Consider the following 24,440-nt stretch of genomic DNA (forward strand, 5'->3'; position numbering starts at 1 on the left):
TGGGACAGCGTCGCGCCATGACCCCTCGTTCCGGGCGGAAGCGCCCCGGACTCACCCTCATCTCGGCCCTGGCCGTCGCAGTGCTGCTGCTCGGCGTGTGGATCGCCACGCGGCTCGTGCCCGACCCGAGGCCCGCCTCGACGACGGCTGCCGAGGGCGAACTCACCGAGGTGTTCGACGAGATCGAAGGGACCATCCCGGAGGACCTCGTGCTCGCCTCGACGCAGACGAGCGAGGAGGTCGCGTGCGTCACCGGCGAGGGCGGCCGACAGGTGAACGTTCGACGGGTGGTCGACCTCGATCCCGACCTCGATCGAGTGGCGTGGGTCAATGCGCTCGGCAGGGAGTTCACGTCCGAGGACGGTTGGGAGTATCGCGGACCGGAGTACCGCACCGAGCCGCTCCGGGCGAAGCTGGTCGATCGACGGCTCCTCGTGACCCAGATCACGGCCAGCATCGAGAGCGGGTCGCCGCGCATCATCCTCCGGTCGACGAGCCGGTGCACGGCCCCGGACTGAGCCGGACGGCCCCGACCAGCACGAGCACGGTGATGACGCGGCGCCGATCACGCCCGCGACGATCATCTCCATCGACGCCTCCTCCGAACTGCGCTCACGGTGGTAGTGCCGGGTGTCCGCTCGCGGGCTCGCCGGCTTCGGGCGCGCCGAGCGCGTCGATGACCGGCATCGACCGGGCTCGGGCGGCCGCTCGGAGAGGTCGACGAGCGCGGCGCGCACGCGCTGGAGGTCCGCGATGCGATCGTCGAGGTCGTCGATCCGCGCCGCGACGAGGCCGGCGACCTCGGGCGGCATCCCGCGGTCGGAGAGATCGAGGAACCCGGCGATGTCGGTGAGGGTGAAGCCGAGCGCCTTGGCGCGCCCGATGAATCTCATGCGCGCCGCCGTCGAGGCCGCGTAGCGTCGGTACCCCGCACGGCTGCGCTCCGGCTCGGCGATGAGGCCGCGACGTTCGTAGAACCGGACGGTGCTCACGGGCACGCCCGCGGCGGCGGCGAGTTCCGACGTGTGCATCACCGAACGGCCCTGACGACCCCGATCGCCTGCAGGAACGCCCAGATCGCCTCCGGCACCAGGAACACCACGATCACGGGGCTCGCCCCGCCCAGGAGCGCCGTCACCATCCACGTCGAGAAGGCTACGCGGCCGACGGTGTCGATCGCGATCAACGACGCGAAGGGGTACCGGATGCGCGCGACCGCCCACATGGTGACGGCCGTGCCCATCATCGCCGTGAGCATGAGCTCGAACGGTCCGAGGACGGGCGGCGGGCTGCCGGGGAGCCCCAGCGCGACGTGCGCGGCGCGCAGGGATCCGAGCACGGCGGCCGCAGTCCACGGGGTCGCGAAGCCCAGGGTCACGACGAGGTCGTAGATCGCCCCGGCCCGGCCGAGCGGAACGCGGCGCTCGGCTCGCGGCGACGCCGGCGCTGGCGGCGCGGGCCGTTCGGGGGACGGACGAGTGGGGACGGTCTCAGTGGTCATGACGTCATGCTCGAGCCTGCACTGCGGTGCAGGGTCAAGTCGACGCGCTACGCCGGCGAGTGGAACCGCTGCTGCGCCGCCACGAGCCCGTGCTCGACGACGGCCTCGACCGCGTCGGCGGCATCCGCGAGCAGGTTCGGGAGCGCGTCGCGCTCGGGCCCGGCGAAGTCGCGCAGCACGTAGTCCGCAGCATCCATGCGACCCGGCGGACGCCCGACGCCGACGCGAACCCGGGTGAAGTCGGGCGATCCAGCAGCCTTCTGGATGTCGCGCAGGCCGTTGTGGCCGCCGTGGCCGCCGCCGCGCTTCAGTCGCACGGTGTCGAACGGGATGTCGAGCTCGTCGTGGACGACGATGAGGCGATCGACGCCGAGCGAGTAGAACTTCAGCAGCGCCGAGACCGGCCCTCCCGAGGTGTTCATGTAGCTGTTCGGCTTCGCGAGCACGAGCTTCGGCCGGCCCGGGCCGAGGAACCCCTCGGCGACGCGCGATGGCGTCTTGTGGCTCTTGAAGGTCGCGCCGATGCGCGACGCGAGTTCGTCGGCGACCATCTGGCCGACGTTGTGCCGGTTGCCGGCGTACTGCGCGCCGGGGTTGCCGAGGCCGACCACGAGCCAGGTGTTGTCGGACACGGCCTCGTCCTTCCGGCGGTGCAGGAGGCGGTCGATGAGGTTCACGGATGCCTCCGGGCAGGGTGGGTGGGAACGGCGGAGGGCCCGCGGCCCCGCGATCCGAGCGTACCCGGATGCGGCGCCGCGGACCCTCGCGACGAAGCGGGATCGACTACTCGGCCGACTCGCCCTCGGCGGCCTCCTCGGCGGGAGCGGCCGCGGCGGCCTCCTCGCCCTCGGCGGCCTCGGGCTCCTCGCCCAGGTCGACCTTCTGCGGCACGTGCACGTTGATGACGAGCATCTCGGGGTCGCTGACCAGCGTGGCACCCTTGGGCAGCTCGACATCGCTCGCGAGCAGCTTGGTGCCCTCCTCGAGGCCCTCGACGCTCACGACGACGTTCTCGGGGATGTGGGTCGCCTCGACCTCGAGCGACAGCGTGACCGCGTCGAGGTCGGCGATGGTGCCGGCCGCGGGCTCGCCCTCGACGTGCACCGGAACCTCGACCTGGACCTTCTCGCCGCGCTTGACGACGATGAGGTCGATGTGCTCGATGATCTGGTGCACCGGGTCCTTCTGCACGTCCTTGACGAGCGCGAGCTGGCTCTTGCCCTCGATCTGGAGGTCGAGCACGGCGTTCGCCTTGCGGATGAGCAGCGCGGTCTGGTGGCCGGGCAGCGTCACGTGCTTGGGGTCGGTGCCGTGGCCGTAGAGCACGGCGGGGATCTTGTCGAGGGCGCGGATCTTGCGGGCAGCGCCCTTGCCGAACGACTCGCGCAGTTCGGCGACGACCTTGTTGTCTTCGTCCATGGTGATGGCTCCTTGCGGGCTCGCGGCCCAGAGTGGGTTTTCCGTTGTGTCAACTCGAACGCCCGGGGCCGCGCGCGCAGCCAGCGTGAGGAACAGCCGTGAGTCTGGTTCCACCGCGTCGATAACGGATGCCGCACCGGGACGAGCCCGGCTCCGGCGGCATCCCTCGCCGAAGTTCAATGGGCCAGTCTACCGGATGCCGCAGCCGAAACGGTGCGATGTGAGAGCATCGTGCCTGTGAGCACCCCGGGGGCCCTGTGGCGGTCGTCGCACCCCGGACCGACGACGATCGTCACCGCGCTCGCGCTGGCGCTCGGCTGGTCGGCCGAGCTCGATCCGGCCCGCATCGTGCTGCTCGCGCTGGCGGTGTTCGCGGGCCAGCTCTCGGTCGGGATCTCCAACGACGCGATCGACGCCCCACGCGATCGGCTCGCGTCGAGACCGGACAAGCCGATCGCGCGCGGCGAGGTCGGACGCCGCGTCGCGTGGACTGCGGCGCTCGCCGCCCTGGCATCCGCCCTGGTGCTCTCGGCACTGCTGAGCTGGGCGACCCTCGCCGCCCACGCGCTCGCCCTCGGGTCGGCGTGGGCGTACAACGCGCGGCTCAAGTCGACGGCGGCCTCGATCGTGCCGTTCCTCGTGAGCTTCGGGATCTTCCCGAGCCTCGCAACGCTGTCGGCACCCCAGCCCGCCCTCGCGCCGCCCTGGGCCTGGGTCGCCGGCGCCGCGTTCGGCGCGGCGGTGCACCTGACGAACGTGCTGCCCGACCTCGAGCAGGACGCCGCGACCGGGGTCCGGGGCCTTCCGCACCGCTGGGGTCCGAGGGTGGCGACGTCCGTCGCCGTCGGTGCCGTCCTCGTGGGCGCCGTGGCCGCCCTCGTCGGGTCGTCAGGGGGCGACGCGTCACGCGTCTCCACGTTCTCGTGGGTGTGCTTCGCCGGGGTCGTGGTGGTCGCGACGGCGACGCTCACCGCGGCGTTCCTGCGACCCCCGTCGCGCATGCTCTTCCGCCTGGTGATGCTGGCGGCGCTGCTCATGGCCGCCGAGGTCCTCGGGGCCGGCCAGGTGCTCGCCGCAGGCCGGGTGCTCGGGGCCTGACCCGATCGGGAGCGCCGGCGGCGCTCAGAACATCGACGGCACGGGTCGATCCGGGTAGAGTTCCAGCATCGCCCGGTCGTACCTGCGCTTCATCAGGAGGAGGTAGAGCAGGCGGATCGGAGCCGGGACGTTCGCGTGGTACCACTCCTCGCGCTCGGCCTCGGGGACGCTCGCGAGCAGCAGGCCGAGTTGCAGCGAGAGGACGTCCCTCGGGAACTCCCTGCGGCGCGCCAGCAGCGTCGCGCGCGTGTGCGCCTCGAGCTGGTCCCACTCCTGCTGCGACATCACCGCGCCCGCGACCGGGAGGATCTCGTCCTCCTCCTGGCCGAGGTGCACCAGGAGCGTGTCCCGGAGGACCTCGATGTCGCCGGCGAACGCGTCTCGGAGCCCGGCGTCGGCGGTCTCGAGCCACGGGTCGAGCTGGGGCTCGATCCGGGCGAGCTGCGATGCCACCTCGGCGTGCTGCGCTCGCATGAGTTCGACGTGCACCGCGCAGGCGGGGTCGCGCGCGGCGAGCCGGTCCCACAGCACGGTGTCCTCGGTGCGGTGGTGCAGGTGCAGGGCGAAGAAGTCGAGCTTCGCGTAGATCCCGACCACGGCGGCGCGCTCGACGTCGCCCACCGGCACCTCACGGACCAGCAGCGGGAGCTCGCGGTACAGCCATCTGAAGATGCGATGGACGAGGATCATGCCCGACGTGTCGCACCCCGCGACCTGGCCGTCCGGGAGTGCCCCGGATGACGGCAGCTTCTCGGCCATCTCCACCCCCGTACTCGCCACGGACGAACGGGTGCATGCCGCAGCCCGCGGCGAACAACCGGATTCTACACCGGGCCGATTCCGCCCTCCCGGGCCGTTCGGTACACTCGCGCCCGTGGAGGAGCACGCTCCCGCGGATGGGAGCCGGAGCGTCGAACGTCGGCCGGGGTCGAGGACGAGACCGCGCCGATGGGAGCGCCACGTCGTCGTGGACGCGACCGTGCGCCATCCGGTCGAGGCGGTGTTCCCCTACCTCGCCGACCCGATGCGGTGGCACGAGTTCGCGCCGGCGGTCGCGTTCCGCCGGCAGCTCGACGACGGTCCGATCCGGGTCGGGACGCGATGGATGTCGACGGATCGGATCGGACCGTTCCGTGCGCACTTCATCGACACGCTCGAGCTCCTCGAGGAGGACCGGCGCGTGGTCTGGCTCTCCTCCGACCCGTGGAATGCGCGCGTCGAGTACGCGTGCACGGCCTCCGGCTCGGTGACGCGGATCAGGGCGGACTACCGGGGCGACCTCGGCGGCGCGCTGCGCTGGCAGGCGGGCTGGCTCCCGCGGTGGGCGACGCACTGGATCCTCGCCGGCGACTTCCGCCGACTGGATCGCCTCCTCACCCGGCGGGCCCGTGCCGCGCAGCGGTGGGAGCGGCGGCACGGCGTCGCGTCGCGGTGATCGCGCGGAGCCCGCCGTTATGCTCGCGGCATGGCTTCCCGACTGCACGATCTCGCCGTCGAGCACCTCGGCTCGCGGATCGTGTCGGGCGAGCTCGAACCCGGTGCGGTGCTGCGCACCGAAGTGCTCGAGGCCGACCTGCGGGTCTCCCGGTCGGTCGTGCGCGAGGCCGTTCGAGTGGCGCAGTCGCTGGGCCTCGTCGAGTCGGTGCGGCGCGTCGGGATCCGGGTGCTGCCGATGCCGTCGTGGAACCTGTTCGATCCGTCGGTGATCCGCTGGCGGCTCGAGTCCGAGCGGAAGGGGGCGCAGCTGCGCTCGCTCACCGAACTCCGCACGGCCGTGGAGCCGGTCGCGGCAGAGCTCGCGGCGCGGTTCGCCCCGCTCGAGCGGGGCGCCGAGCTCATGGGGATCGCCGCGGCCATGCGTGCGGCCGGACGCGAGGGCGACGCCGAGGCGTTCCTCGCCCACGACGTCGAGTTCCACCGAGCGGTGCTCCGGGCGTCGGGCAACGAGATGTTCGCGGCACTCGGCGACGCGGTCGGCGAAGTGCTGCGGGGACGCACGTCCAGCGGACTCATGCCCGCGCACCCCAGCGAGGAGGCCATGCAGTGGCACGTCGACGTCGCCGACGCGATCCTCGCAGGTCGGGCGGATGCCGCGCGCGCGGCCATGCTCCGCGTGCTGGGTCGCACGGCCGACGACGTCGAACGCACCTGGCGCGACATCCCGAGGGCCCAGCCGACGACCTGATCGCGGCCGCGGCGGCGTGAACCGATCCAGCGCCGTCATACGGCGCCATCCGTTTTAAATCATACGTATTCGATGCGATACTGATTTTCGTCTGATTCTTGACGGCGGCCGCGCTGCTAGCGTGGTCCCGGAAACCGCACCGACGCAGGAGCCATGAGCATGCCCGAGAGCACCACCACCGCCAGCGCCAACATCGGAGTCGTCGGCCTCGCCGTCATGGGCTCCAACCTGGCCCGCAACCTCGCCAGCCGCGAGGGCAACACCGTCGCGGTCTTCAACCGGTCCCCCGAGCGCACGCACACGCTCACGGGCGAGCACCCCGAGGCCGGCTTCGTCGCCTCCGAGAGCTACGACGCCTTCGTGGCCTCCCTCGCCAAGCCCCGCACGGCGATCATCATGGTCCAGGCGGGCCGGGGCACCGACGCCGTGATCTCCGAGCTCGTCTCGCGCTTCGAGCCGGGCGACATCATCGTCGACGGCGGCAACGCGAACTTCCACGACACGATCCGCCGCGAGGCCGAGATCAAGCCGACCGGCATCCACTTCGTCGGCGCCGGAATCTCCGGCGGCGAGGAGGGCGCGCTGCACGGCCCGTCGATCATGCCGGGCGGCTCGGCCGAGTCGTACGAGACGCTCGGCCCGATCCTCGCGTCGATCGCGGCGGTCGCCGAGGGCGAGCCCTGCGTCACGCACATCGGCACCGACGGCGCCGGCCACTTCGTCAAGATGGTGCACAACGGCATCGAGTACGCCGACATGCAGCTCATCGCCGAGGCCTACGACCTCATCCGCCGCGGCACCGGCAAGTCGCCCTCCGAGATCGCCGACGTCTTCGCCGAGTGGAACACGGGCGAGCTCGAGAGCTACCTCATCGAGATCACCGCCGAGGTGCTGCGCCAGACGGATGCCGCGACCGGGCAGCCGCTGGTCGACGTGATCCTGGACGAGGCCGGCGCCAAGGGCACCGGGGCCTGGACCGTGCAGAACGCGCTCGACCTCGGCGTGCCCGTCTCCGGCATCGCCGAGGCCGTGTTCGCCCGGTCGCTGAGCTCGAAGCGCGCCCAGCGCGAGGCCGCTGTCGACCTCCCCGGCCCCGACGAGGCCTGGTCGGTCGCCCCGGAGGACGCGGACGCGTTCATCGAGGACGTCCGCAAGGCGCTGTACGCGTCGAAGATCATCGCCTACTCGCAGGGCTTCGACGAGATCATCGCCGGCGCCGAGCAGTACGGCTGGGACGTGCACAAGGGCGACGTCGCGAAGATCTGGCGCGCGGGCTGCATCATCCGCGCCCGCTTCCTCAACCGCATCGCCGACGCGTACGCCGAGGACCCGAGCCTCGTCGCGCTCGCCGTCGCGCCGTACTTCCGCGACGCCATCGCGAGCGGGCAGGGCGCCTGGCGCCGCGTCGTCGCGACCGCCGCGCAGGCGGGCATCCCGACCCCGGCGTTCTCGTCGTCGCTGGCCTACTACGACGGGCTCCGCGCCGACCGCCTCCCCGCAGCGCTCGTCCAGGGCCAGCGCGACTTCTTCGGCGCGCACACCTACAAGCGCGTCGACCGGCCCGGGGTGTTCCACACGCTCTGGTCCGGGGATCGCAGCGAGATCGAGACCACGCCCTCGTCGCACTGACCGATACTGGACGGACGGATCCCACGCGAGGAAGGAGGGCCGGTGCGCGAACCAGCCTGGCGCCGTGACGGCGACGACCCGGACTACCGGTTCACCCTCGCCAACGAACGCACCTTCCTCGCGTGGATCCGCACCGCACTCGCGCTGCTCGCGGGCGCGGTGCTGCTCGACCAGTTCGCCACGGCGCTCGAGCCGCGCGTGGCCGTGCTGGTCCTCGCGGTCGTCCTCGCGATCGCGGCCGCGGTGCTCAGCGTCGGGGCGTACACGCGCTGGCGCGCCAACGAGATCGCGATGCGCCGGAACGGCCCGCTCCCGTTCAGCTGGGTGCTGCCCCTCATCTCCGGCATCGGCCTGCTCGCAGCGGCCGTGCTCGCGGTCCTGTTCGTGGTGACGTCATGACGGACGCCGCGGCGCGCGACCCGGGCCTGCAGCCCGAGCGGACCGCGCTCGCGTGGTCGCGCACGTCGTTCGCCGTCGCCGTGAACGCGCTCCTCGTCCTCCGCGAAGGACTCATCAGCGAGAAGACCTGGCTCGTCGCCGCATCCGTGGTCCTCCTGGCCGGCGCGGCCGCCATCCTCGCCGTCGGCTGGCACCGGCGGCGGTCGCTCGCCGCGGCGGGCACCCCGCTCCCGCTCCCGCTCCCCCTGGCCTGGGCCGTGCTCGGTGCCACGCTCCTCGCCTGCGCGGCGGCGACGTGGTCGATGCTCGCGAGTTCGCCGTGGTGAGCTACGACGGGCCCTCGAGCGGGTGGGAGGAGTCCGGCGGCCTCGACGACGGACCCGTCGTGGGCGCGCGCCGCAGGCGCGCGATCCGCATCGCCGTGGTGCTCGCGCTCGGTGCGATGGTGCTGCCGCTCGTGCTCTCGGCGTACGGCGTGGCCCGATCGGCGGCCGCGAACGCCTGCGCCGCCTACGTCGCCGACCTCAGCCGGCTCGACGAGTCGCGCGTCGAGTTCGATCTCTTCGCGCGGGGCGGGCCGGGATGGCTCTGCATCGCGATCGCGCCGTCGGGCACGAACACGGTGCTCGGCAACCTCGGGCCGATGCCCGCGTTCCCGAAGCCGGCGGCGCCGGGGCGCGACGCCTAGTCGGTCGACGCCTCGCCCGTGTCTCCCGACTCGGCCTGCAACCGCTCGCGCACCTGCCGCCGGATCACCTTGCCGATGAGCGAGCGCGGCAGGTCGTCGACCGCGACGACGCGTCGGGGCACCTTGTAGGGTGTCAGCCGGTCGCGCACCGCGGTGCGGATGCCCTCGGCATCGAGCGCGGCGCCGGGCTGGAGCACGACGGCGGCGACGACCTGCTCCCCCGAACGCTCGTCGGGCAGGCCCACGACGGCGCAGTCCGCGACATCCGGGTGCTGGCGGATCGCGTCCTCGACCTCGCTCGGCGCGACGTTGAAGCCGCCCGTGATGATGAGCTCCTTGATCCGGTCGACGATCCGCACGAAGCCGTCGGCGTCGATCGTGACGATGTCACCGGTGCGGAACCACGGCGCACCGCCGGCGGGATCGTCGACGAAGACGGCCGCCGTCTCCTCGGGCTTGTTCCAGTAGCCGCCGAACACCTGCGGTCCGCGCACGACGAGTTCGCCGCGCTCTCCAGCCGGCACGTCGTGCATCGGCTCGTCGGGGTCGACCACGCGGCACTCGGTGTCGGGCAGCGGCAGGCCGACGGTCCCCGCCTTGCGGGTGGGCGCGACCGGGTTCGCCATGAGCACGGGTGAGCACTCGGACAGCCCGTAGCCCTCGACGAGGTAGCCGCCGGTCTTCTCCTCCCACGGCTCGACGACTGATGCCGACAGCGGCATGGCCCCCGAGATCGCGATGCTGATGCCCTCGAGCGAGACGCCCTGCTCGGCGGCGGCAGCGGTGAGTCGCTCGTAGATCGGCGGCACCGCGGGCAGGAACGTCGGCGGATGCTTCCTCACGACCTTCAAGACGAGGTCGGGGTCGAACCGGGGGAAGAGCACGAGCCGCGAACCCATGCTCATCGCGAACGTGAGGCACAGCGTCAGCCCATACGCGTGGAACATCGGCAGCACCGCGTACACGACCGACGTGCCGCGCTCGATGTCGGGCACCCAGGCCCGCGCCTGCGCGGCGTTCGCGAGCAGGTTGGCGTGCGTGAGCGCGGCGCCCTTCGGGCTGCCCGTCGTGCCGCTCGTGTACTGGATGAGCGCCACGTCGCCGACGCGCGGGGCATGGATGTGCGCGCCGATGCGCTCGGATGCCACGAGCTCCCGCCACGGCACCGTGCCCTGCACGCTCGTGGTGAGCGCCGCCCGCGACTCGCGCGCCTTCGCGATCGGGAGCCGGAGCGCCAGGCGCGTCGCGAACGGCATGGCCCGGGTGAGGTCGACCGACACGATGTGGCGCATCGCGAGGTCGTCGGGGAAGTCCTGGATCGCGCTGACGACCTTGTCCCATGCGATCACGACCCGCGCACCGTGGTCCTCGAACTGGTGCCTGAGCTCGCGCGGCGTGTACAGCGGGTTGTGCTCGACGACGATCGCTCCGAGGCGCAGGACCGCGTAGAACGCGACGATGTGCTGCGGACAGTTCGGCAGGACGATCGCGACCGGCTCGCCGGCCTGCACGCCGAGTCGGCGCAGGCCCTCCGCAGCGCGATCGATCTGCTCGCCCAGCTCCGCGTACGACGTGACGCGACCGAAGAACTCGAGCGCGGGGCGATCCGGGTACTGCTCGACCGTGTGGTGGATGAGGTCGATCAGCGACCCCTCCGGCGCAGGGAGCGAATGCGGGACGCCCGGTGCGTAGCTCGCGAGCCAGGGCCTGGCCGCGGCATCCGTCATCAGGCCGCCCCGTCGAACATGCTCGTGACGGAGCCGTCCTCGAAGACCTCGTGGATGGCGCGGGCCAGGAGCGGCGCGATGGGCAGGACCGTGAGGCGATCCCAGCGCTTCTCCTCGGGCAGCGGCAGGGTGTCGGTGACGACGACGCGGTCGATGAAGTCGGACTGGAGGATCTCGGTCGCCGGGTTCGAGAACACCGCATGGGTGGCCGCGACCACGACGCCGGTGGCGCCGTTCGCCTTGAGCGCCTCGGCGGCCTTCACGATGGTGCGACCGGTGTCGATGAGGTCGTCGACGAGGAGGCACACGCGCCCGGCGACGTCGCCGACGATCTCGTGCACCGAGACCTGGTTCGGCACCAGGGGGTCGCGGCGCTTGTGGATGATCGCGAGCGGCACGCCGAGCTTGTCGGACCAGATGTCGGCGACGCGCACCCGTCCCATGTCGGGCGAGACGACCGTGAGGGTCTCGGGATCGAGCGAGTTCTTGAACTCCTCGAGGAGGACGGGCATCGCGAAGAGGTGGTCGACGGGCCCGTCGAAGAAGCCCTGGATCTGCGCCGCGTGCAGGTCGATGGACATGATCCGGTCGGCGCCGGCCGCCTTGTAGAGGTCGGCGACGAGGCGCGCCGAGATCGGCTCGCGGCCCCGGCCCTTCTTGTCCTGGCGGGCGTACGGGTAGAACGGGGAGACGACGGTGATGCGCTTCGCCGACGCGCGCTTCAGGGCGTCGACCATGATGAGCTGCTCCATGAGCCACTCGTTGATCGGCGCCGCGTGCGACTGGATCACGAAGGCGTCGGACCCGCGCACGCTCTCGTCGTAGCGCGCGTAGAGCTCGCCGTTGGCGAAGGTGCGCGCATCGGTCGGGACCAGCTCGCTGCCGAGCTCGGCGGCGATGTGCTTCGCGAGCGCCGGATGCGCGCGCCCCGACACGAGGACGAGCCGCTTGGATCCGGTGGTCTCGATTCCCGACATGGTCACAGTCCTTCCCACCGGCCTGGCCGGGTCCTATTCGGCTTCGCGCTCATCGCCCTCGTCGGTCTCGCCCGCCTCGAGCGCAGCCGCGGCCGCCTGAGCTGCCGCGGTTCCGGCACGATGCTGCTGGACCCATCCGTCGATGTTGCGTTGCGGGGCGACGTTCACGCCGAGCGCACCGGCCGGCACGTCCTTGCGGACGACCGTGCCTGCCCCCGTGTACGCCCCGTCCCCAATCGTAACGGGCGCGACGAACACGCCGTGCGACCCGGTCCGCACGTGCGAGCCGATCGTGGTGCGGTGCTTGTTCACGCCGTCGTAGTTGGCCGTGATCGAGCCCGCGCCGACGTTCGAACCCTCGCCGATCTCGGTGTCGCCGATGTACGACAGGTGCGGGACCTTGCTGCCCTGGCCGATGTGCGCGTTCTTCGTCTCGACGAAGGTTCCGATCTTGCCGTCGGCGTCGAGCACGGTGCCCGGGCGCAGGTACGCGAACGGGCCGACCGATGCGTCGGCACCGATCACGGCCAGCGTGCCATCCGTTCGCTTGACCTCTGCCCGTTCGCCCACCTCGCAGTCGACGAGGGTCGTGTCGGGGCCCACGATCGCTCCGGTCGCGATCGCGGTCGCTCCCTTGAGCTGGGTGCCGGGGCGGATGGTGACGTCGGGCTCGATGCGCACGGCGAGGTCGATCCAGGTCGTCGCCGGGTCCTCGACGGTCACGCCGTTCAGCTGCCAGCCGCGCACGATGAGCGCGTTGAGTCGCGCGGCGGTCTCGGAGAGCTGTGCGCGGTCGTTGACGCCCGCAACGAGCCACGCCTCGGAGACCGGGCGCGCCTTGACCTCGGAGCCCGCCTCACGGAGCAGCGCGATGATGTCGGTCAGGTACTTCTCGCCCTGCGCGTTCTCGGTCGTGAGGTTCGCGAGCTGGTCGCGCAGCGCGCTCGCGCCGAAGGCGTAGACGCCGGCGTTGATCTCGTCGATGGCGAGCTCGTCCTCGGTGGCGTCCTTCTGCTCGACGATGCGGTCGAAGGCGCCCTCGGCATTGCGGACGATGCGTCCGTACCCGCTCGGGTCGTCGTAGCGAGCGGAGAGCACGGACGCCGAGAGCCCGTCGGCGCGATGGCGCTCGAGCAGCTCGGCCAGCGTCGAGGCGTTCAGCAGCGGCACGTCGCCGTTCAGCACGAGGACGTCGCCCTCGAAGTCGTCGGGCAGCGCGGCGACCGCCTGCTCCACGGCACGTCCGGTACCGGGGATCTCGTCCTGGTCGACGATCACCGCCTCGGGCAGCTCGACCTGGATCGCGTCGGCGACGAGGTCGCGCTCATGGCGGACGACCGCCACGACGTGCTTCGCGTCGAGCGCGCGGGCGGTCGCGAGCACGTGGGCGATGATGGGCGCACCCGCGAGCGGGTGCAGGATCTTCGGCGTGGCCGACTTCATGCGGGTGCCCTGACCCGCGGCGAGCACGATGATGGCGAGGTTGTTGTCCATGCTCCGCCACCAGGATTCGAACCTGGTCCTCACAGCTCCAAAGGCTGTCGTGCTGCCGTTACACCATGGCGGACCGCGCCCGGGCTCAGGCTGCGAGGCCTGCGGACGCCGCCCCCAAGTCTGCCACGCGGCATCCGTCGGCCCGAACGCCAGGGGGTCCGCTCCGCCCGGCGGTCCGGCCGGACGGCCGGATCGCGCACCGGTGGGATACTGGCCGCATGACGACCGGCGACCAGGACGAGGTGGACCGGATCGTCGACGACTGGGAGCGCGAGCGCCCCGACCTCGACTTCGCGCCGTTGCAGGTGTTCTCGCGGGTCGGCCGCCTCGCGAAGCTCCTCGACCGGGCCCGCAAGCAGGCGTTCGAGCGATCCGAGCTCGAGTCGTGGGAGTTCGACGTGCTCTCGGCGCTCCGCCGGGCGGGCGCGCCGTTCCGGCTGCCGCCGAAGGCGCTGCTCGCCCAGACGCTCGTCTCGAGCGGCACCATGACCAATCGCATCGACCGGCTCGTCGCACGTGGGCTCGTGACCCGGCAGACCGATCCGCACGACGGCCGAGGCATCCTCGTCGAGATGACCTCGGCCGGCGTCACGCGCGTGGACGCCGCGATCACGCGGCTGGTCGACGCCGAGGCGGAACTCCTCGCGGGCCTGCCGCCCGCCGAGCAGCGACGTCTCGCCGCACTCCTGCGGAAGCTCTCGCTCGGCTTCGCCTGAGCCGGACGGAGAGCGCGCCCGACGGCCTCGGGGCGCGCGCCCGCCGCTATCGCCCGAGCACTCGCCGGGCGAGCCGGTTGCCGACGACCTGCACGACCTGCACGAACACCACGATGAGCAGCACCGCCGCCCAGGTCACGACCGGCTCGAACTGCCGGAAGCCGTACAGCTGCGCGAAGTATCCGAGGCCGCCGCCGCCGATGAGGCCCGCCATGGCGGACATGTCGATCACGGCGATGACGATGAACGTGTAGCCGAGGATCAGCGGGCCGAGCGCCTCGGGCACGACCACCGTGCCGAGGATCCGCACGGGGCCGGCCCCCATCGATCGCGCGGCCTCGATGACACCGGGCCGCACGGTGACGAGGTTCTGCTCGACGATGCGTCCGATCGCGAACGCCGCCGCGAGCGAGAGCGCGAAGATCGCGGCGTCCGTGCCGATGCCGACGCCGATGACCGCGCGGGTGAGCGGCTGCACCGCCGCGATGAAGATGATGAACGGGATCGGGCGGAAGAAGTTGATCACGACGTTCAGCACGTTGTTGACCACGGCGTTCGGCAGCAGGCCGCCGCGCCGGGTCGCGTACAGCCCGAGGCCGAGCACGAAGCCGCCTGCGCCGCCGAACAGCATCGTGAGCGCGACCATGTAGAGCGTCTCGCCGGCGGCGGCCCAGAACTCCGGGCCCAGTTCGAGGAGCCGATCCATCAGCGCACCTCCGTGACGTCGGCGTGCTCCGCGACCGCGACGAGCGCGCGATCGATCGCGCCGTCGTCGCCGCGCACCGCGAGCGTCAGGTGACCGAACGCACGGCCGCGGATGTCGTTGATGCCGCCGTAGACGAGCTCGAACTCGAGCCCTGCCTCGGCGAGGTCGAGGAACACGCGCGCCTGCGACGCATCCCCGTCCCGGAAGGAGCAGGTCACGATGCGCCCGTCGTGCCGTTCCCTCAGCACCGCGAGCTCGGCCGGCGACGGCACGCCCTTGACCACCGTGCCGACGAACCTCTGCGACGACGGATGCCGCGGGGCGGAGAACACCTCGAAGACGTCGCCGTGCTCGATGACCCGCCCGCGGTCCATCACGGCGACCTTCGTCGCGATCGACTGGATCACGTCCATCTCGTGCGTGATCACGATGATGGTCACGCCCTGTTCCTCGTTCACGCGCTTGAGGAGGGCGAGCACCTCCTGGGTCGTCTCCGGGTCGAGCGCGCTCGTCGCCTCGTCCGCGAGGAGGATGCGCGGGCGCGTCGCGAGCGCGCGGGCGATGCCGACGCGCTGCTTCTGTCCGCCCGAGAGCTGGTCGGGTCGCGCTCCGGCCTTGTCGGTGAGGCCGACGAACGCGAGCAGCTCGTCGACGCGGGCGCGGATGTCGGCCTTCGACCACCCGGCGACCTTGAGCGGGTACGCGACGTTGCCGCGCACGGTCTTCGCCTCGAAGAGCTCGAACTGCTGGAAGATCATCCCGATGCCGAGGCGGATGCCGCGGAGCTCTCGCTCGCGCAGGCCCGTGATCTCGCGGCCGTCGATCCGGATCGAGCCGCTCGTCGCGGGTTCGAGCGCGTTGACCAGCCGCACGAGCGTGGACTTGCCGGCGCCCGAGTAGCCGATGATGCCGTAGACGTCGCCCGCGTCGATCTCGAGCGAGACGTCGTCGACCGCGGTGACGGCCTCGGCCGCGCGGCTCGCGGCCGGATAGGACTTGCTGACGTGCTCGAGGGTCACGAGCGCCATGCGGTACCTCCTCCACGCACGCGCGTGCGGGTGGCGGCGCCCGATCGGGGCGCGCCACCCGCGCGCGTGCGGGTTCGTGTCGTGGTCGGGTCAGCCCTGGGCGCGGGTGTCGTCCTCGACCGTGGCGAGCGAGCCGACGAGCTCGTCGGCCGGCGTGGTGAGTGCCACCGCGGTGTCGCCCGACGACTCGAGCAGGCCCGCCTGCACCTCGGGGTCCGTCTGGAAGATCTCGACCAGCTTCAGGTACGTCGCGTCGTCGGCGTCCTCGGCACGTGCCGCGAAGATGTTCACGTAGGGCAGCGCGTTCGGGTCGCTCGGGTCGTCCTTCGCGATCGCGTCGGCGAAGGTGAGGCCGGCGTCCTCCACGAAGTCGTTGTTGATGATCGCCGCGGCGACGTCGGGCAGGCTCGTGGGGGTCAGCGACGCCTCGAGCGGGGTGACCTCCACCTTGGAGTTCGCCTGGTCGATGTCGTCGACGGTCGAGAAGATCGAGCCGCCGCCCTCGAGCTCGATGAGGCCGGCCGACTGCAGCACGAGGAGCGCACGGGCCAGGTTCGAGGGGTCGTCGGGGACGGCGACGGTCTCGCCCGCGGGGATGTCGTCGACCGAGTCGTACTTCAGCGAGTACAGGCCGAGCGGGTAGATCGCGGTCGCGCCGACCGGCACGAGGTCGGCGTCGGCCGACACGTTGTAGTCGGCGAGGTAGACGATGTGCTGGAACTGGTTGAGGTCGAGTTCGCCCTCGGTGAGCGCCGGGTTCGGCTGGGTGTAGTCGGCGAAGTCGATGAGCTCGATCTCGATGCCGGCCTCGGCGGCGGCCTCCTCGAAGGCGGGCCACTGCGGGTCGGACTTGCCGACGACGCCGATGCGGACGACGTCGTCGCCCTCGGCCGCCCCCGCCGACGAGCAGGCCGCGAGGCCGAGGACGAGCGGGGCTGCGGCGAGCGCGGCGATGAGCTTGGTGGTGGTGCGGGGCATGGCGGAGTTCCTTTTCGGTCGGCGCGCGCGCTCAGATGCTGGTGGCGATGGTGCCTGGACACGACGAACCCCACCGCTGGTGGCGGTGGGGCCTCGTTGCCGCGATCGCGGGCGCATCCCAACGGTAGGCGAAGGATCTGCGCCCGATCGACCGTCCGGTCATCGAGCGTCACAGATCCTGCGATCTCAGCCTTCGAGCTGCTCGGATACTTCGAGCCAACGCGTCTCGAGCTCGGCCACCGCGTCCTCGAGGGCGCGCAGGTCGTCGCCGAGCGCGCCGAGGCCCACGTAGTCCGACTGGTCGTGGCGGGCGAGCTTCTCGTGCTGCTCGGCGATCTGCGCCTGCAGCTTCTCGAGCCGCCGATCGATCGATGCCAGCTCCTTCTCGGCCGCGCGCCGGTCGGCGCCCGTGAGGGCGGGCGCGGATGCCGCGGCGCCGTCGTGACCGGGCGATGCGCTCGTCCTCGCGCCGCCACCCGACGTGGCTGCCGAGCCGGTCGGGCGTGACGCCGCCGCGGATGCCGCTGCCGCGGCATCCGTCGCCTGCTGCCGACGCAGCTCGAGGTACTGCTCGACGCCGCGCGGGAGGTCGCGCAGGTGACCGTCGAGGATCGCGACCTGGCGGTCGGTGACGCGCTCCACGAGGTAGCGGTCGTGACTGACGACGAGCAGGGTGCCCGGCCACGCGTCGAGGAGGTCCTCAATCGCGGCGAGCATGTCGGTGTCGAGGTCGTTCGTCGGCTCGTCGAGGATCAGCACGTTCGGCTCCTGCAGCAGGATGAGCAGGAGCTGCAGCCGACGCTTCTGGCCGCCGGAGAGGTCCTTGACCGGAGTCGCGAGCTGCTGGCTCGTGAAGCCGAGCCGTTCGAGCAACTGGCCGGGCGTGAGCTCGACGGCCTTCGATCCCGAGCCGAACACGTAGCTCGTCTTCTGCGCGGCGACGACCGCGCTCACGCGGTCTTCCGTCCATTCCGCGAGCTCGGCGAGCTCCTGGCTGAGCACCGCGATCTTCACCGTCTTGCCGCGCTTGACCCGACCGGTCGTCGGTTCGACCTCGCCGGTGACGAGCTTCAGCAGCGTCGACTTGCCGGCGCCGTTCACGCCGAGGATGCCGGTGCGCTCCCCCGGCGCGATGCGCCACTCGAGCTCGTGCAGGACGGTCCGGGTGTCGGGCGCGCCGGGCGCGGCATCCCGCACCGGGTACTCGACGGTCACGTCGAGCAGGTCGACGACGTCCTTGCCGAGCCGCGAGACCGCGAGGCGGTTGAGCTCGACGGGGTTGCGCACGGGCGGCTCGTCCTCGATGAGCTGGTTCGCGGCCTCGATCCGGAACTTCGGCTTGGAGGTGCGCGCCGGCGCCCCGCGGCGCAGCCAGGCGAGCTCCTTGCGCATCAGGTTCTGGCGCTTGGCCTCGGATGCCGCGGCCATCCGGTCGCGCTCGACGCGCTGCAGCACGTAGGCGGCGTACCCGCCCTCGAAGGGCTCGACGATGCGGTCGTGCACCTCCCACGTCGCCGTGCACACCTCGTCGAGGAACCAGCGGTCGTGCGTCACGACGACGAGCGCGCCGTCGTCGGCCGCCCAACGCCCCCTCACGTGGCGTGCCAGCCACGCGATGCCCTCGACGTCGAGGTGGTTCGTCGGCTCGTCGAGGAACAGCACGTCCCAGTCGCCGACGAGGAGCGCCGCGAGCCCGACCCGGCGTCGCTGGCCACCCGACAGGTCGCCGACGCGACCCCGCCACGGCACGTCGGCGAGGAGTCCCGCGATCACGTCGCGCACCTTCGCGTCGCCGGCCCACACGTGCTCCTCGATACCCCCGACCACCGCATCGGCGACCGTGATCGCCGGGTCGATCGCATCGGCCTGGTCGAGCATGCCGATCCGGACACCGCGCCGCACCGTCACGCGGCCGCCGTCGGGCTCGAGCCGCCCCGACAGCAACTTCAGCAGCGTCGACTTGCCGTCGCCGTTGCGCCCCACGATGCCGATCCGATCGCCCTCGTCGATGCCGAGGGTGACCTCGTCGAAGACGGTGCGCGTGGGGAACTCGAGGTGCAGGCGCTCGGCGCCGAGGAGGTGTGCCATGTCGCGCTCAACCCTACTTCGCCGCGCGCCGCGCGCCCGCGGCGCCGGCGTCGGCCGCTGAGCCCGTTGTCCCGCTGTCCCGAGGTCCGCACTCGGATCGAGAGGATGTCATCCGCACCGCGCTGATGGAGCAGCGGTGCAGATGACATCCGCTCGATCACCCGCCGCCCGAGCGGCTCGCTTCGAGTCGCCGCCGCACGCGGTCGGCGAACGCCGCCGAGTCGCGCAGTTCCCCGTCCGCGCTCACGTCGTCCGAGGTCGCCTGGACGATCACCCAGCCCGCATCGGCGAGCCGCTCGATCCGGCGGATGTCGCGGCGCCACTGTGCGCCGGATCGATGGCGGTCGCTCTGGTACTCGATCCCGACCCGACGATCGGGATACGCGAGGTCGATCATCGCGATGAGTTCGCCGCGTCCGTCCAGGACCCGGTGATTGGGGACCGGCTCGGGAAGACCCGCCCGGACGAGGTCGAGGCGGAGCAGCGTCTCCCTCCGTGACAGGGCACCCCAGCGAGCGGCGGCCAGGGCTCGACGGAGCGCGTCCAGCCCGCGTCGCCCTGGGTGTGCGGCGAGCGCCGACTCGAGCTGGCCCCGGTCGCAGAGCGGCAGGCGTCCGTCGAACGGCTCCGACCCGGTGATCAGGTATTCCGCAGCGGCGACGAGGTCGTCGATGGCGAGCGACGCACCCAGCTGGATCCAGGCACTCGCCGGATCGACCACGCGCAATCCGCCATGGACGATGACCTGCACGGTCTCGAAGGAGATGACATGTCCTCTGACGCCGGCGGCGGTGGGTCGCGCCGAGCCACGGGGCACCGCCACGTGCAGGAGCGGGCGCACCGACGCGCCTTCGGCGACCGGTCCCGGGTGAGCGATCTCGGCGCCCCTCGGCACGGGGATGCCCCACAGCGCGGCGGCCGTCACATGACTGAAGACCTGTCGGCGGGGCATCCGCTTGGCGTACGCCTCGGCGAGTTCGCGGATCGAGGGCTCCGCACCGACGTGCCGGCGCACGCCATGGAACGTCCGCTCGAGGTCGGGGGCGGCGAGTCGACGCCACCGCACGCCGTTGCGGGTCGCCTCCGCTCGAGTGAAGGATGGCACAGCGCGGAGGCTCCACGGAAGCCCATCGGATCTGCTCACGGTCCCCAGCGTCCAGGGTCGCGGGGCGGCCCGCCGCCGCCTGTCCACAGTCGGCGGCCTGGGCGCGCTTCGAGAGAATGCCATCAGCACCGGCCGTGAGGCCGAGCGGTGCAGATGACATCCTCTCGCCGGAGGCGCAGAACGACGCGGCGCGGCCGGAGCAGCGCAGTCGGAGCAGCGCGCCCTCAGAAGGGCAGCACGCGCGCCCCGTGCACGGGCCCGTGCACGTGCAGTGCGGTGAGGCCCGCCGCCGAGAGCGCGACCTGCAGTTCGAGCGCGCTGTCGGCGTCGTCGACGAGGAACGCGACCGTGGGCCCCGAGCCCGAGACGAGGCCGGCGAGGGCGCCGTTCTGCTCGCCGAGGTCGATGACCTGCGCGAGCCGCCCCGCGAGCCCGACGGCCGCCGTCTGCAGGTCGTTGTGGAGCGCGTCGGCCAGCCGCCGAGGGTCGCCCGCGCGGAGCGCCTGCAGCACGGACGCGTCGACCGTCGGCGAGTCGAGGGCCGTTCGGGCACCGTGGTGTCCGTCGCGCCACTCCGGGTCGAGGCCCGCATCGCGCCGGCGGTCGAGCTCGCCGTACACCGCCGGCGTCGACAGCCCGAAGTCGGCGATGGCGAGCACCCAGTGGAACGAGCCCGTCGCGAGCGCCGGACTCAGTCGATCGCCGCGGCCGGTGCCGATCGCCGTGCCGCCCGTGAGCGCGAACGGCACATCGGCACCGAGCGAGGCGGCGATCGCGTGCAGTTCCTCCTTCGGCAGCGCAGTGCCCCAGAGGGCGTCGCACGCGACGAGCGTGCCGGCGGCATCGGCCGACCCGCCGCCCATGCCGCCCGCGATGGGCACGTGCTTGTCGATCTCGAGGCGCACGCCTCCGGGCACGCCCGCGTGTCGGGCGAGCAGCTTTGCGGCGCGGATCGCGAGGTTCGAGGCGTCCGTCGGCAGGCTCGAGGTGTCGACCGAACCGCCGAACGCGACCGAGAACTCGTCGTCGGGCCAGGCGCGGACGTCCTCGTAGAGCGAGACGGCCTGATAGGCCGTGGCGACGTCGTGGTAGCCGTCGTCGTCGAGCGCGCCGACCCGCATGAAGAGGTTGATCTTCCCCGGGGCTCGGACGTGCACTGCCGCGTCGGTCGCCGGGAACGTCATGCGACCAACGCTAGCCGACGGGCGCGGGCCGATGGCGCATGGTCGGGGGACGAGTCAGGCGACGGATGCCGCGGCGCGCGCGATCCGCAGGAAGTCCTCGACGGTCAGCTGCTCGCCGCGCGCCTGCGGGTCGACGTCCGCGGCCAGGAGCACGGCGCTCGCCGTGGCGGCGGAGCCGCCGAGCACGCCGGAGAGCGACTGGCGGAGCATCTTGCGGCGCTGCTGGAATGCGGCGTCGACGATCGCGAACACGGCGGTGCGCTCCTCCTCGGTGCCGGGCGGGTCGCCGGGGGCGTCGCCGCGCTCGAACCCGACGAGCACGGAGTCGACGTTCGGGACGGGCCAGAACACCATGCGCGACACCTGCCCCGCGGTGCGCCACTCGCCGTACCATCCCGCCTTCACGCTCGGCGCACCGTACACCTTGGACCCGGGCTCGGCGGCGAGCCGGTGACCGACCTCGGCCTGCACCATGACGATGCCCGAGGTCAGCGACGGGAAGTGCTCGAGCAGGTGCAGCAGCACCGGAACGGAGACGTTGTACGGCAGGTTCGCGACGAGTCGCGTCGGCTCGCCGGGGAGCTCCGTCACCCGGAGCGCGTCCTCGCGGACGACCGTGAGCGACGTGCCCGGCTGCATGAGCCGGACGGTGTGCGGCAGCTGGGCGGCGAGGCGGGCGTCGATCTCGACGGCGATCACCTCGGCGCCCGCCTCCAGGAGCCCGAGCGTGAGCGAACCGAGCCCGGGGCCGATCTCGAGCACGGTCTCGCCGCGCTGCACGCCGGCGGTCTGCACGATGCGGCGGACGGTGTTGGCGTCGTGAACGAAGTTCTGCCCGAGCTTCTTGGTCGGCGTGACGGCGAGGAGCTCGGCGAGGTCGCGGATCTCGGCCGGGCCGAGCAGGCGCGGCGTGACCGCGCCGCCGCCGTCGGCCTCGTGGCGATGCGCGTTCACGCCCTGCTCCCCCGCACGCTCCCGATGCTGCGGCAGACGGCCGCGGTCGCGTGAACGGCGCGCCGCATCATGCCGAACCCGCATCGAGCCCGTCGGCCCACGAGCCGTACGCCCGCTCGGTGTTCGCGGCGACCCGAGCGCACAGCTCGTCGAGGTCGGCGCCGAGCGTCTCGGCCATGAATCGCATGGTGTGCGGCACCAGGTACGGGGCGTTCGGGCGCCCGCGGAGCGGGACGGGCGTGAGGTAGGGCGCGTCGGTCTCGACGAGGACCCGGTCGAGCGGCACGACGCGGAGCGCCGCACGCAGGTTCTCGGCGTTCTTGAAGGTCACGTTGCCCGCGAACGAGCAGTACCACCCGGCGTCGGCGGCGAGCCGTGCGAGCTCCTCGCCACCCGAGAAGCAGTGGAAGACCGTCGTCTCGGGAGCGCCGACCCGGCGGAGCGTCGCGACGACCTCGTCGTGCGCGTCGCGGTCGTGGATCTGCAGCGCGATGCCGTGGCGCTCGGCGATCTCGATGTGCGCCTCGAAGGAGCGGAACTGCGCATCGCGGCCGTCGTCGCCGGTACGGTAGAAGTCGAGCCCGGTCTCGCCCACGGCGCGCACGCGCGGCTGGGCCGCGAGTTCGTCGATGACCGAGATCGCCGCATCGAGCTCGCCGCGCGCGTCGAGCTCGGGCGCCTCGTTCGGGTGCAGGGCGACTGCGGCGAGCAGTCGGGGCTCGCGCGCCGCGATCTCGGCCGACCAGCGGCTGGTCGCGACGTCCGTGCCGACCTGCACGGCCCCGGCGACGCCGACGGATGCCGCGCGCTCCAGGTGCTCGTGCGCCGTGAGCGGCAGCGCCCCGTCGGCGATCTCGAGGTGCGTGTGGTTGTCGTAGACGGCCACCGCGAGCGGCTCCGGCGGCGGCGGGTAATCGACGGAGCGGCCCCCGTCGGACCGGGTGCGGAGGTGGTCGGCGCCAGCCGTCACTCGGTGGCCTCCACGCGCGGGAACAGCGGCTCGAGCGCCGAGGTGCGCGTACCGACGGTCCACTCGTGCGCACGGTCGATGCGCTGCTCCTGCACGGTGCCGGGCGCGCCGAGCGCGGTCCAGAGCTTCGCGGTCGCCTTCGGGAGGACCGGCGAGAGCAGCACGGCGAGCGTGCCGACGCCGTGGTACGCGGTCTCGAGGACGGCCTCGAGGCGCGCGCGCTTGGTGTCGTCCTTCGCGAGGACCCAGGGCTCCTGCTCGGTGATGTACCCGTTCAGCGCGTCGACGAGCTTCCACGTGGCGGCGATCGCCTCGTGGATCTGCAGCCGGTCGATCGCCTGCCACGCGGCATCCGTCGCCTCGGCCTCGATGCGCCGGATCGCCTCGTCGGCGTCGGTGCGCGCCGCCTCGGTGCCCGTCGGCACCTCGCCGCCGCAGTAGCGGCCGACCATCGCGATGACGCGCGAGGCGAGGTTGCCGAAGCCGTTGGCGAGCTCGGCCTGGTAGCGCGCGGCGAGGTCCTCCCACGAGAACGAGCCGTCCTGGCCGAACGAGATCGCGGAGAGGAAGTAGTAGCGGAACGCGTCGGAGCCGAACGTGTCGGTGATCTGCGACGGCGCGATGCCGGTGAGCTTCGACTTCGACATCTTCTCGCCGCCGACGAGCAGCCAGCCGTGGCCGAACACGCCGGTCGGCACGTCGAGGCCGGCGGCCATCAGCATGGCCGGCCAGATGACGGCGTGGAAGCGGAGGATGTCCTTGCCCACGAGGTGCTGCGCCGGCCAGCGCTCGGCGAACCGCTCGTCGTCCTCGCCGTAGCCGACGGCGGTGATGTAGTTGAGGAGCGCGTCGAACCAGACGTAGACGACGTGCGTCTCGTCCCACGGGACCTTCACGCCCCAGTCGAACGTCGACCGCGAGATCGAGAGGTCGTCGAGTCCGCGGCGCACGAAGCTCACGACCTCGTTGCGCGCCGACTCGGGCTGCACGAAGTCGGGTCGCTCCTCGTAGAGGGCGAGGAGCTTGTCGGCGAAGGCCGACATGCGGAAGAAGTAGTTCTTCTCGTGCAGCAGCTCGACGGGCTTCGAGTGGATGGCGCAGACCAGCTGGCCCTCGTACTCGCCCGTGCCGTCGACGAGCTCGGACTGCTGCTTGTACTCCTCGCAGCCGACGCAGTAGTAGCCCTCGTACTCGCCCGTGTAGATCCAGCCCTCGTCGAAGAGGTGCTGGAGGAACTTCTGCACGTTGCGCTCGTGGCGCTCGTCCGTCGTGCGGATGAAGTCGTCGTTGGCGACGTCGACGGTGTCGAGCAGCGGCTTCCACGCCTCGGCGACGAGCTTGTCGGCCCACTCCTGCGGGCTCACGCCGTTGGCGGTCGCGGTCCGGAGGATCTTCTGCCCGTGCTCGTCGGTCCCGGTGAGCATCCACGTGTCGCGACCCGCCTGGCGGTTCCACCGGGCGAGCACGTCGGCGGCCACCTCCGTGTACGCGTGGCCGATGTGCGGCACGTCGTTGACGTAGAAGATGGGGGTCGTGATGTAGAACGAAGAGGCGTCGGCCATGCCGACAATCCTACGGGCGCGCAACGGTGCGC

25 protein-coding genes, 1 tRNA gene and 1 pseudogene are annotated in these 24,440 nt (G+C 72.0%); 9 read left to right on the top strand and 18 right to left on the bottom strand.

Going from position 1 to position 24,440, the window contains the following annotated elements; all coding sequences use genetic code 11:
* Window positions 1–17: 17 nt before the first annotated feature.
* Window positions 18–518 carry a hypothetical protein gene (locus ACSJD1_RS09810; RefSeq protein WP_438855126.1) on the top strand — a complete coding sequence of 167 codons (501 nt, stop codon included), beginning with the start codon at window positions 18–20 and terminating at the stop codon, window positions 516–518.
* 207 nt (window positions 519–725) lie between these two features.
* Here the strand turns inward: ACSJD1_RS09810 and ACSJD1_RS09815 are convergent.
* The 4 genes and pseudogenes from ACSJD1_RS09815 to ACSJD1_RS09830 form a co-directional block, all read right to left on the bottom strand.
* Window positions 726–1,031, bottom strand: a pseudogene (locus tag ACSJD1_RS09815) (MerR family transcriptional regulator); the annotation flags it as partial.
* The gene (locus ACSJD1_RS09820; RefSeq protein WP_438855127.1) at window positions 1,031–1,501 is read right to left on the bottom strand and encodes a hypothetical protein; all 471 of its coding nucleotides are present in this window, start codon (window positions 1,499–1,501) and stop codon (window positions 1,031–1,033) included. The gene ACSJD1_RS09820 and the pseudogene ACSJD1_RS09815, both read right to left, overlap by 1 nt.
* A gap of 47 nt (window positions 1,502–1,548) precedes the next feature.
* The gene (gene pth / locus ACSJD1_RS09825) at window positions 1,549–2,178 is read right to left on the bottom strand and encodes an aminoacyl-tRNA hydrolase (protein WP_438855128.1); all 630 of its coding nucleotides are present in this window, start codon (window positions 2,176–2,178) and stop codon (window positions 1,549–1,551) included.
* 106 nt (window positions 2,179–2,284) lie between these two features.
* Window positions 2,285–2,920: a 50S ribosomal protein L25/general stress protein Ctc gene (locus tag ACSJD1_RS09830; protein WP_438855129.1), complete on the bottom strand. Its 636-nt coding sequence runs from the start codon at window positions 2,918–2,920 to the stop codon at window positions 2,285–2,287.
* A gap of 237 nt (window positions 2,921–3,157) precedes the next feature.
* Between ACSJD1_RS09830 and ACSJD1_RS09835 the strand changes: the two genes are divergently transcribed.
* On the top strand, window positions 3,158–4,018 hold the full coding sequence (locus tag ACSJD1_RS09835) for a UbiA family prenyltransferase (protein ID WP_438855130.1): 861 nt from the start codon (window positions 3,158–3,160) through the stop codon (window positions 4,016–4,018).
* 24 nt (window positions 4,019–4,042) lie between these two features.
* Here the strand turns inward: ACSJD1_RS09835 and ACSJD1_RS09840 are convergent, their stop codons facing one another.
* Window positions 4,043–4,777: a hemerythrin domain-containing protein gene (locus tag ACSJD1_RS09840; protein ID WP_438855131.1), complete on the bottom strand. Its 735-nt coding sequence runs from the start codon at window positions 4,775–4,777 to the stop codon at window positions 4,043–4,045.
* A gap of 208 nt (window positions 4,778–4,985) precedes the next feature.
* Between ACSJD1_RS09840 and ACSJD1_RS09845 the strand changes: the two genes are divergently transcribed.
* The 6 genes from ACSJD1_RS09845 (at window position 4,986) to ACSJD1_RS09870 (ending at window position 8,919) form a co-directional block, all read left to right on the top strand.
* Window positions 4,986–5,453, top strand: coding sequence for an SRPBCC family protein (locus ACSJD1_RS09845; RefSeq protein ID WP_438855132.1), 468 nt, complete (start codon window positions 4,986–4,988; stop codon window positions 5,451–5,453).
* A 30-nt stretch (window positions 5,454–5,483) separates the two neighbouring features.
* A complete protein-coding gene (locus tag ACSJD1_RS09850) occupies window positions 5,484–6,203 on the top strand; it encodes a FadR/GntR family transcriptional regulator (RefSeq protein WP_438855133.1) in 720 nt (239 codons plus the stop codon).
* A 159-nt stretch (window positions 6,204–6,362) separates the two neighbouring features.
* A complete protein-coding gene (gndA, locus tag ACSJD1_RS09855) occupies window positions 6,363–7,832 on the top strand; it encodes an NADP-dependent phosphogluconate dehydrogenase (RefSeq protein WP_438855134.1) in 1,470 nt (489 codons plus the stop codon).
* 42 nt (window positions 7,833–7,874) lie between these two features.
* Window positions 7,875–8,231 (top strand): YidH family protein, encoded by a 357-nt coding sequence (locus tag ACSJD1_RS09860; protein WP_438855135.1) that lies wholly within the window; start codon window positions 7,875–7,877, stop codon window positions 8,229–8,231.
* A complete protein-coding gene (locus tag ACSJD1_RS09865) occupies window positions 8,228–8,557 on the top strand; it encodes a DUF202 domain-containing protein (protein ID WP_438855136.1) in 330 nt (109 codons plus the stop codon). The genes ACSJD1_RS09860 and ACSJD1_RS09865 overlap by 4 nt, the downstream gene beginning before the upstream one ends.
* The gene (locus ACSJD1_RS09870) at window positions 8,527–8,919 is read left to right on the top strand and encodes a hypothetical protein (RefSeq protein WP_438855137.1); all 393 of its coding nucleotides are present in this window, start codon (window positions 8,527–8,529) and stop codon (window positions 8,917–8,919) included. The genes ACSJD1_RS09865 and ACSJD1_RS09870 overlap by 31 nt, the downstream gene beginning before the upstream one ends.
* Here the strand turns inward: ACSJD1_RS09870 and ACSJD1_RS09875 are convergent.
* The 4 genes from ACSJD1_RS09875 to ACSJD1_RS09890 form a co-directional block, all read right to left on the bottom strand.
* Window positions 8,916–10,646 carry a long-chain-fatty-acid--CoA ligase gene (locus tag ACSJD1_RS09875; protein WP_438855138.1) on the bottom strand — a complete coding sequence of 577 codons (1,731 nt, stop codon included), beginning with the start codon at window positions 10,644–10,646 and terminating at the stop codon, window positions 8,916–8,918. The genes ACSJD1_RS09870 and ACSJD1_RS09875 overlap by 4 nt on opposite strands.
* Window positions 10,646–11,623 carry a ribose-phosphate diphosphokinase gene (locus ACSJD1_RS09880; RefSeq protein WP_155051504.1) on the bottom strand — a complete coding sequence of 326 codons (978 nt, stop codon included), beginning with the start codon at window positions 11,621–11,623 and terminating at the stop codon, window positions 10,646–10,648. The genes ACSJD1_RS09875 and ACSJD1_RS09880 overlap by 1 nt, the downstream gene beginning before the upstream one ends.
* 33 nt (window positions 11,624–11,656) lie before the next feature.
* Window positions 11,657–13,117 (bottom strand): bifunctional UDP-N-acetylglucosamine diphosphorylase/glucosamine-1-phosphate N-acetyltransferase GlmU, encoded by a 1,461-nt coding sequence (gene glmU, locus ACSJD1_RS09885; protein WP_438855139.1) that lies wholly within the window; start codon window positions 13,115–13,117, stop codon window positions 11,657–11,659.
* A 1-nt stretch (window position 13,118) separates the two neighbouring features.
* Window positions 13,119–13,190: transfer RNA gene (locus ACSJD1_RS09890), tRNA-Gln, on the bottom strand.
* 145 nt (window positions 13,191–13,335) lie between these two features.
* On the opposite strand from ACSJD1_RS09890, the gene ACSJD1_RS09895 reads away from it, so the two are divergent.
* Window positions 13,336–13,833 carry a MarR family winged helix-turn-helix transcriptional regulator gene (locus tag ACSJD1_RS09895; RefSeq protein ID WP_438855140.1) on the top strand — a complete coding sequence of 166 codons (498 nt, stop codon included), beginning with the start codon at window positions 13,336–13,338 and terminating at the stop codon, window positions 13,831–13,833.
* Between the two features lie 46 nt (window positions 13,834–13,879).
* Here the strand turns inward: ACSJD1_RS09895 and ACSJD1_RS09900 are convergent, their stop codons facing one another.
* The 9 genes from ACSJD1_RS09900 to metG all read right to left on the bottom strand — a co-directional run bounded on the left by ACSJD1_RS09900 (window position 13,880) and on the right by metG (window position 24,408).
* Window positions 13,880–14,539, bottom strand: a complete 660-nt coding sequence (locus tag ACSJD1_RS09900) for a methionine ABC transporter permease (protein WP_438855141.1) — start codon at window positions 14,537–14,539, stop codon at window positions 13,880–13,882.
* Entirely contained in the window at window positions 14,539–15,567 is a 1,029-nt protein-coding gene (locus ACSJD1_RS09905; protein WP_438855142.1) for a methionine ABC transporter ATP-binding protein, read from the bottom strand. The genes ACSJD1_RS09900 and ACSJD1_RS09905 overlap by 1 nt, the downstream gene beginning before the upstream one ends.
* 90 nt (window positions 15,568–15,657) lie before the next feature.
* The gene (locus ACSJD1_RS09910) at window positions 15,658–16,545 is read right to left on the bottom strand and encodes a MetQ/NlpA family ABC transporter substrate-binding protein (protein ID WP_438855143.1); all 888 of its coding nucleotides are present in this window, start codon (window positions 16,543–16,545) and stop codon (window positions 15,658–15,660) included.
* A gap of 186 nt (window positions 16,546–16,731) precedes the next feature.
* On the bottom strand, window positions 16,732–18,633 hold the full coding sequence (locus tag ACSJD1_RS09915) for an ABC-F family ATP-binding cassette domain-containing protein (protein ID WP_438855144.1): 1,902 nt from the start codon (window positions 18,631–18,633) through the stop codon (window positions 16,732–16,734).
* Between the two features lie 157 nt (window positions 18,634–18,790).
* Window positions 18,791–19,738: an endonuclease domain-containing protein gene (locus tag ACSJD1_RS09920; RefSeq protein WP_438855145.1), complete on the bottom strand. Its 948-nt coding sequence runs from the start codon at window positions 19,736–19,738 to the stop codon at window positions 18,791–18,793.
* 224 nt (window positions 19,739–19,962) lie between these two features.
* Complete coding sequence (locus tag ACSJD1_RS09925; RefSeq protein WP_438855146.1) at window positions 19,963–20,922, bottom strand: 4-(cytidine 5'-diphospho)-2-C-methyl-D-erythritol kinase; 960 nt, start codon at window positions 20,920–20,922, stop codon at window positions 19,963–19,965.
* A 54-nt stretch (window positions 20,923–20,976) separates the two neighbouring features.
* A complete protein-coding gene (rsmA, locus tag ACSJD1_RS09930) occupies window positions 20,977–21,876 on the bottom strand; it encodes a 16S rRNA (adenine(1518)-N(6)/adenine(1519)-N(6))-dimethyltransferase RsmA (RefSeq protein ID WP_438855147.1) in 900 nt (299 codons plus the stop codon).
* Between the two features lie 67 nt (window positions 21,877–21,943).
* Window positions 21,944–22,846 carry a TatD family hydrolase gene (locus ACSJD1_RS09935; RefSeq protein ID WP_438855148.1) on the bottom strand — a complete coding sequence of 301 codons (903 nt, stop codon included), beginning with the start codon at window positions 22,844–22,846 and terminating at the stop codon, window positions 21,944–21,946.
* A complete protein-coding gene (metG, locus tag ACSJD1_RS09940; protein ID WP_438855149.1) occupies window positions 22,843–24,408 on the bottom strand; it encodes a methionine--tRNA ligase in 1,566 nt (521 codons plus the stop codon). The genes ACSJD1_RS09935 and metG overlap by 4 nt, the downstream gene beginning before the upstream one ends.
* Window positions 24,409–24,440: the final 32 nt, after the last annotated feature.

The organism is Agromyces excoecariae, from assembly GCF_051715505.1.
In the GTDB taxonomy this organism is placed as follows: domain Bacteria; phylum Actinomycetota; class Actinomycetes; order Actinomycetales; family Microbacteriaceae; genus Agromyces.

What these genes read in the sequence shown, in the direction of transcription:
- ACSJD1_RS09925 (WP_438855146.1), bottom strand. Translation starts at nt 20,922, where the DNA reads ATGACGTTCCCGGCGACCGACGCGGCAGTGCACGTCCGAGCCCCGGGG.
- ACSJD1_RS09830 (WP_438855129.1), bottom strand. Translation starts at nt 2,920, where the DNA reads ATGGACGAAGACAACAAGGTCGTCGCCGAACTGCGCGAGTCGTTCGGC.
- ACSJD1_RS09880 (WP_155051504.1), bottom strand. Translation starts at nt 11,623, where the DNA reads ATGTCGGGAATCGAGACCACCGGATCCAAGCGGCTCGTCCTCGTGTCG.
- ACSJD1_RS09875 (WP_438855138.1), bottom strand. Translation starts at nt 10,646, where the DNA reads ATGACGGATGCCGCGGCCAGGCCCTGGCTCGCGAGCTACGCACCGGGC.
- ACSJD1_RS09915 (WP_438855144.1), bottom strand. Translation starts at nt 18,633, where the DNA reads ATGGCACACCTCCTCGGCGCCGAGCGCCTGCACCTCGAGTTCCCCACG.
- gndA (WP_438855134.1), top strand. Translation starts at nt 6,363, where the DNA reads ATGCCCGAGAGCACCACCACCGCCAGCGCCAACATCGGAGTCGTCGGC.
- ACSJD1_RS09900 (WP_438855141.1), bottom strand. Translation starts at nt 14,539, where the DNA reads ATGGATCGGCTCCTCGAACTGGGCCCGGAGTTCTGGGCCGCCGCCGGC.
- ACSJD1_RS09810 (WP_438855126.1), top strand. Translation starts at nt 18, where the DNA reads ATGACCCCTCGTTCCGGGCGGAAGCGCCCCGGACTCACCCTCATCTCG.
- ACSJD1_RS09895 (WP_438855140.1), top strand. Translation starts at nt 13,336, where the DNA reads ATGACGACCGGCGACCAGGACGAGGTGGACCGGATCGTCGACGACTGG.
- ACSJD1_RS09850 (WP_438855133.1), top strand. Translation starts at nt 5,484, where the DNA reads ATGGCTTCCCGACTGCACGATCTCGCCGTCGAGCACCTCGGCTCGCGG.
- glmU (WP_438855139.1), bottom strand. Translation starts at nt 13,117, where the DNA reads ATGGACAACAACCTCGCCATCATCGTGCTCGCCGCGGGTCAGGGCACC.
- ACSJD1_RS09840 (WP_438855131.1), bottom strand. Translation starts at nt 4,777, where the DNA reads ATGGCCGAGAAGCTGCCGTCATCCGGGGCACTCCCGGACGGCCAGGTC.
- ACSJD1_RS09820 (WP_438855127.1), bottom strand. Translation starts at nt 1,501, where the DNA reads ATGACCACTGAGACCGTCCCCACTCGTCCGTCCCCCGAACGGCCCGCG.
- ACSJD1_RS09865 (WP_438855136.1), top strand. Translation starts at nt 8,228, where the DNA reads ATGACGGACGCCGCGGCGCGCGACCCGGGCCTGCAGCCCGAGCGGACC.
- ACSJD1_RS09910 (WP_438855143.1), bottom strand. Translation starts at nt 16,545, where the DNA reads ATGCCCCGCACCACCACCAAGCTCATCGCCGCGCTCGCCGCAGCCCCG.
- ACSJD1_RS09905 (WP_438855142.1), bottom strand. Translation starts at nt 15,567, where the DNA reads ATGGCGCTCGTGACCCTCGAGCACGTCAGCAAGTCCTATCCGGCCGCG.
- metG (WP_438855149.1), bottom strand. Translation starts at nt 24,408, where the DNA reads ATGGCCGACGCCTCTTCGTTCTACATCACGACCCCCATCTTCTACGTC.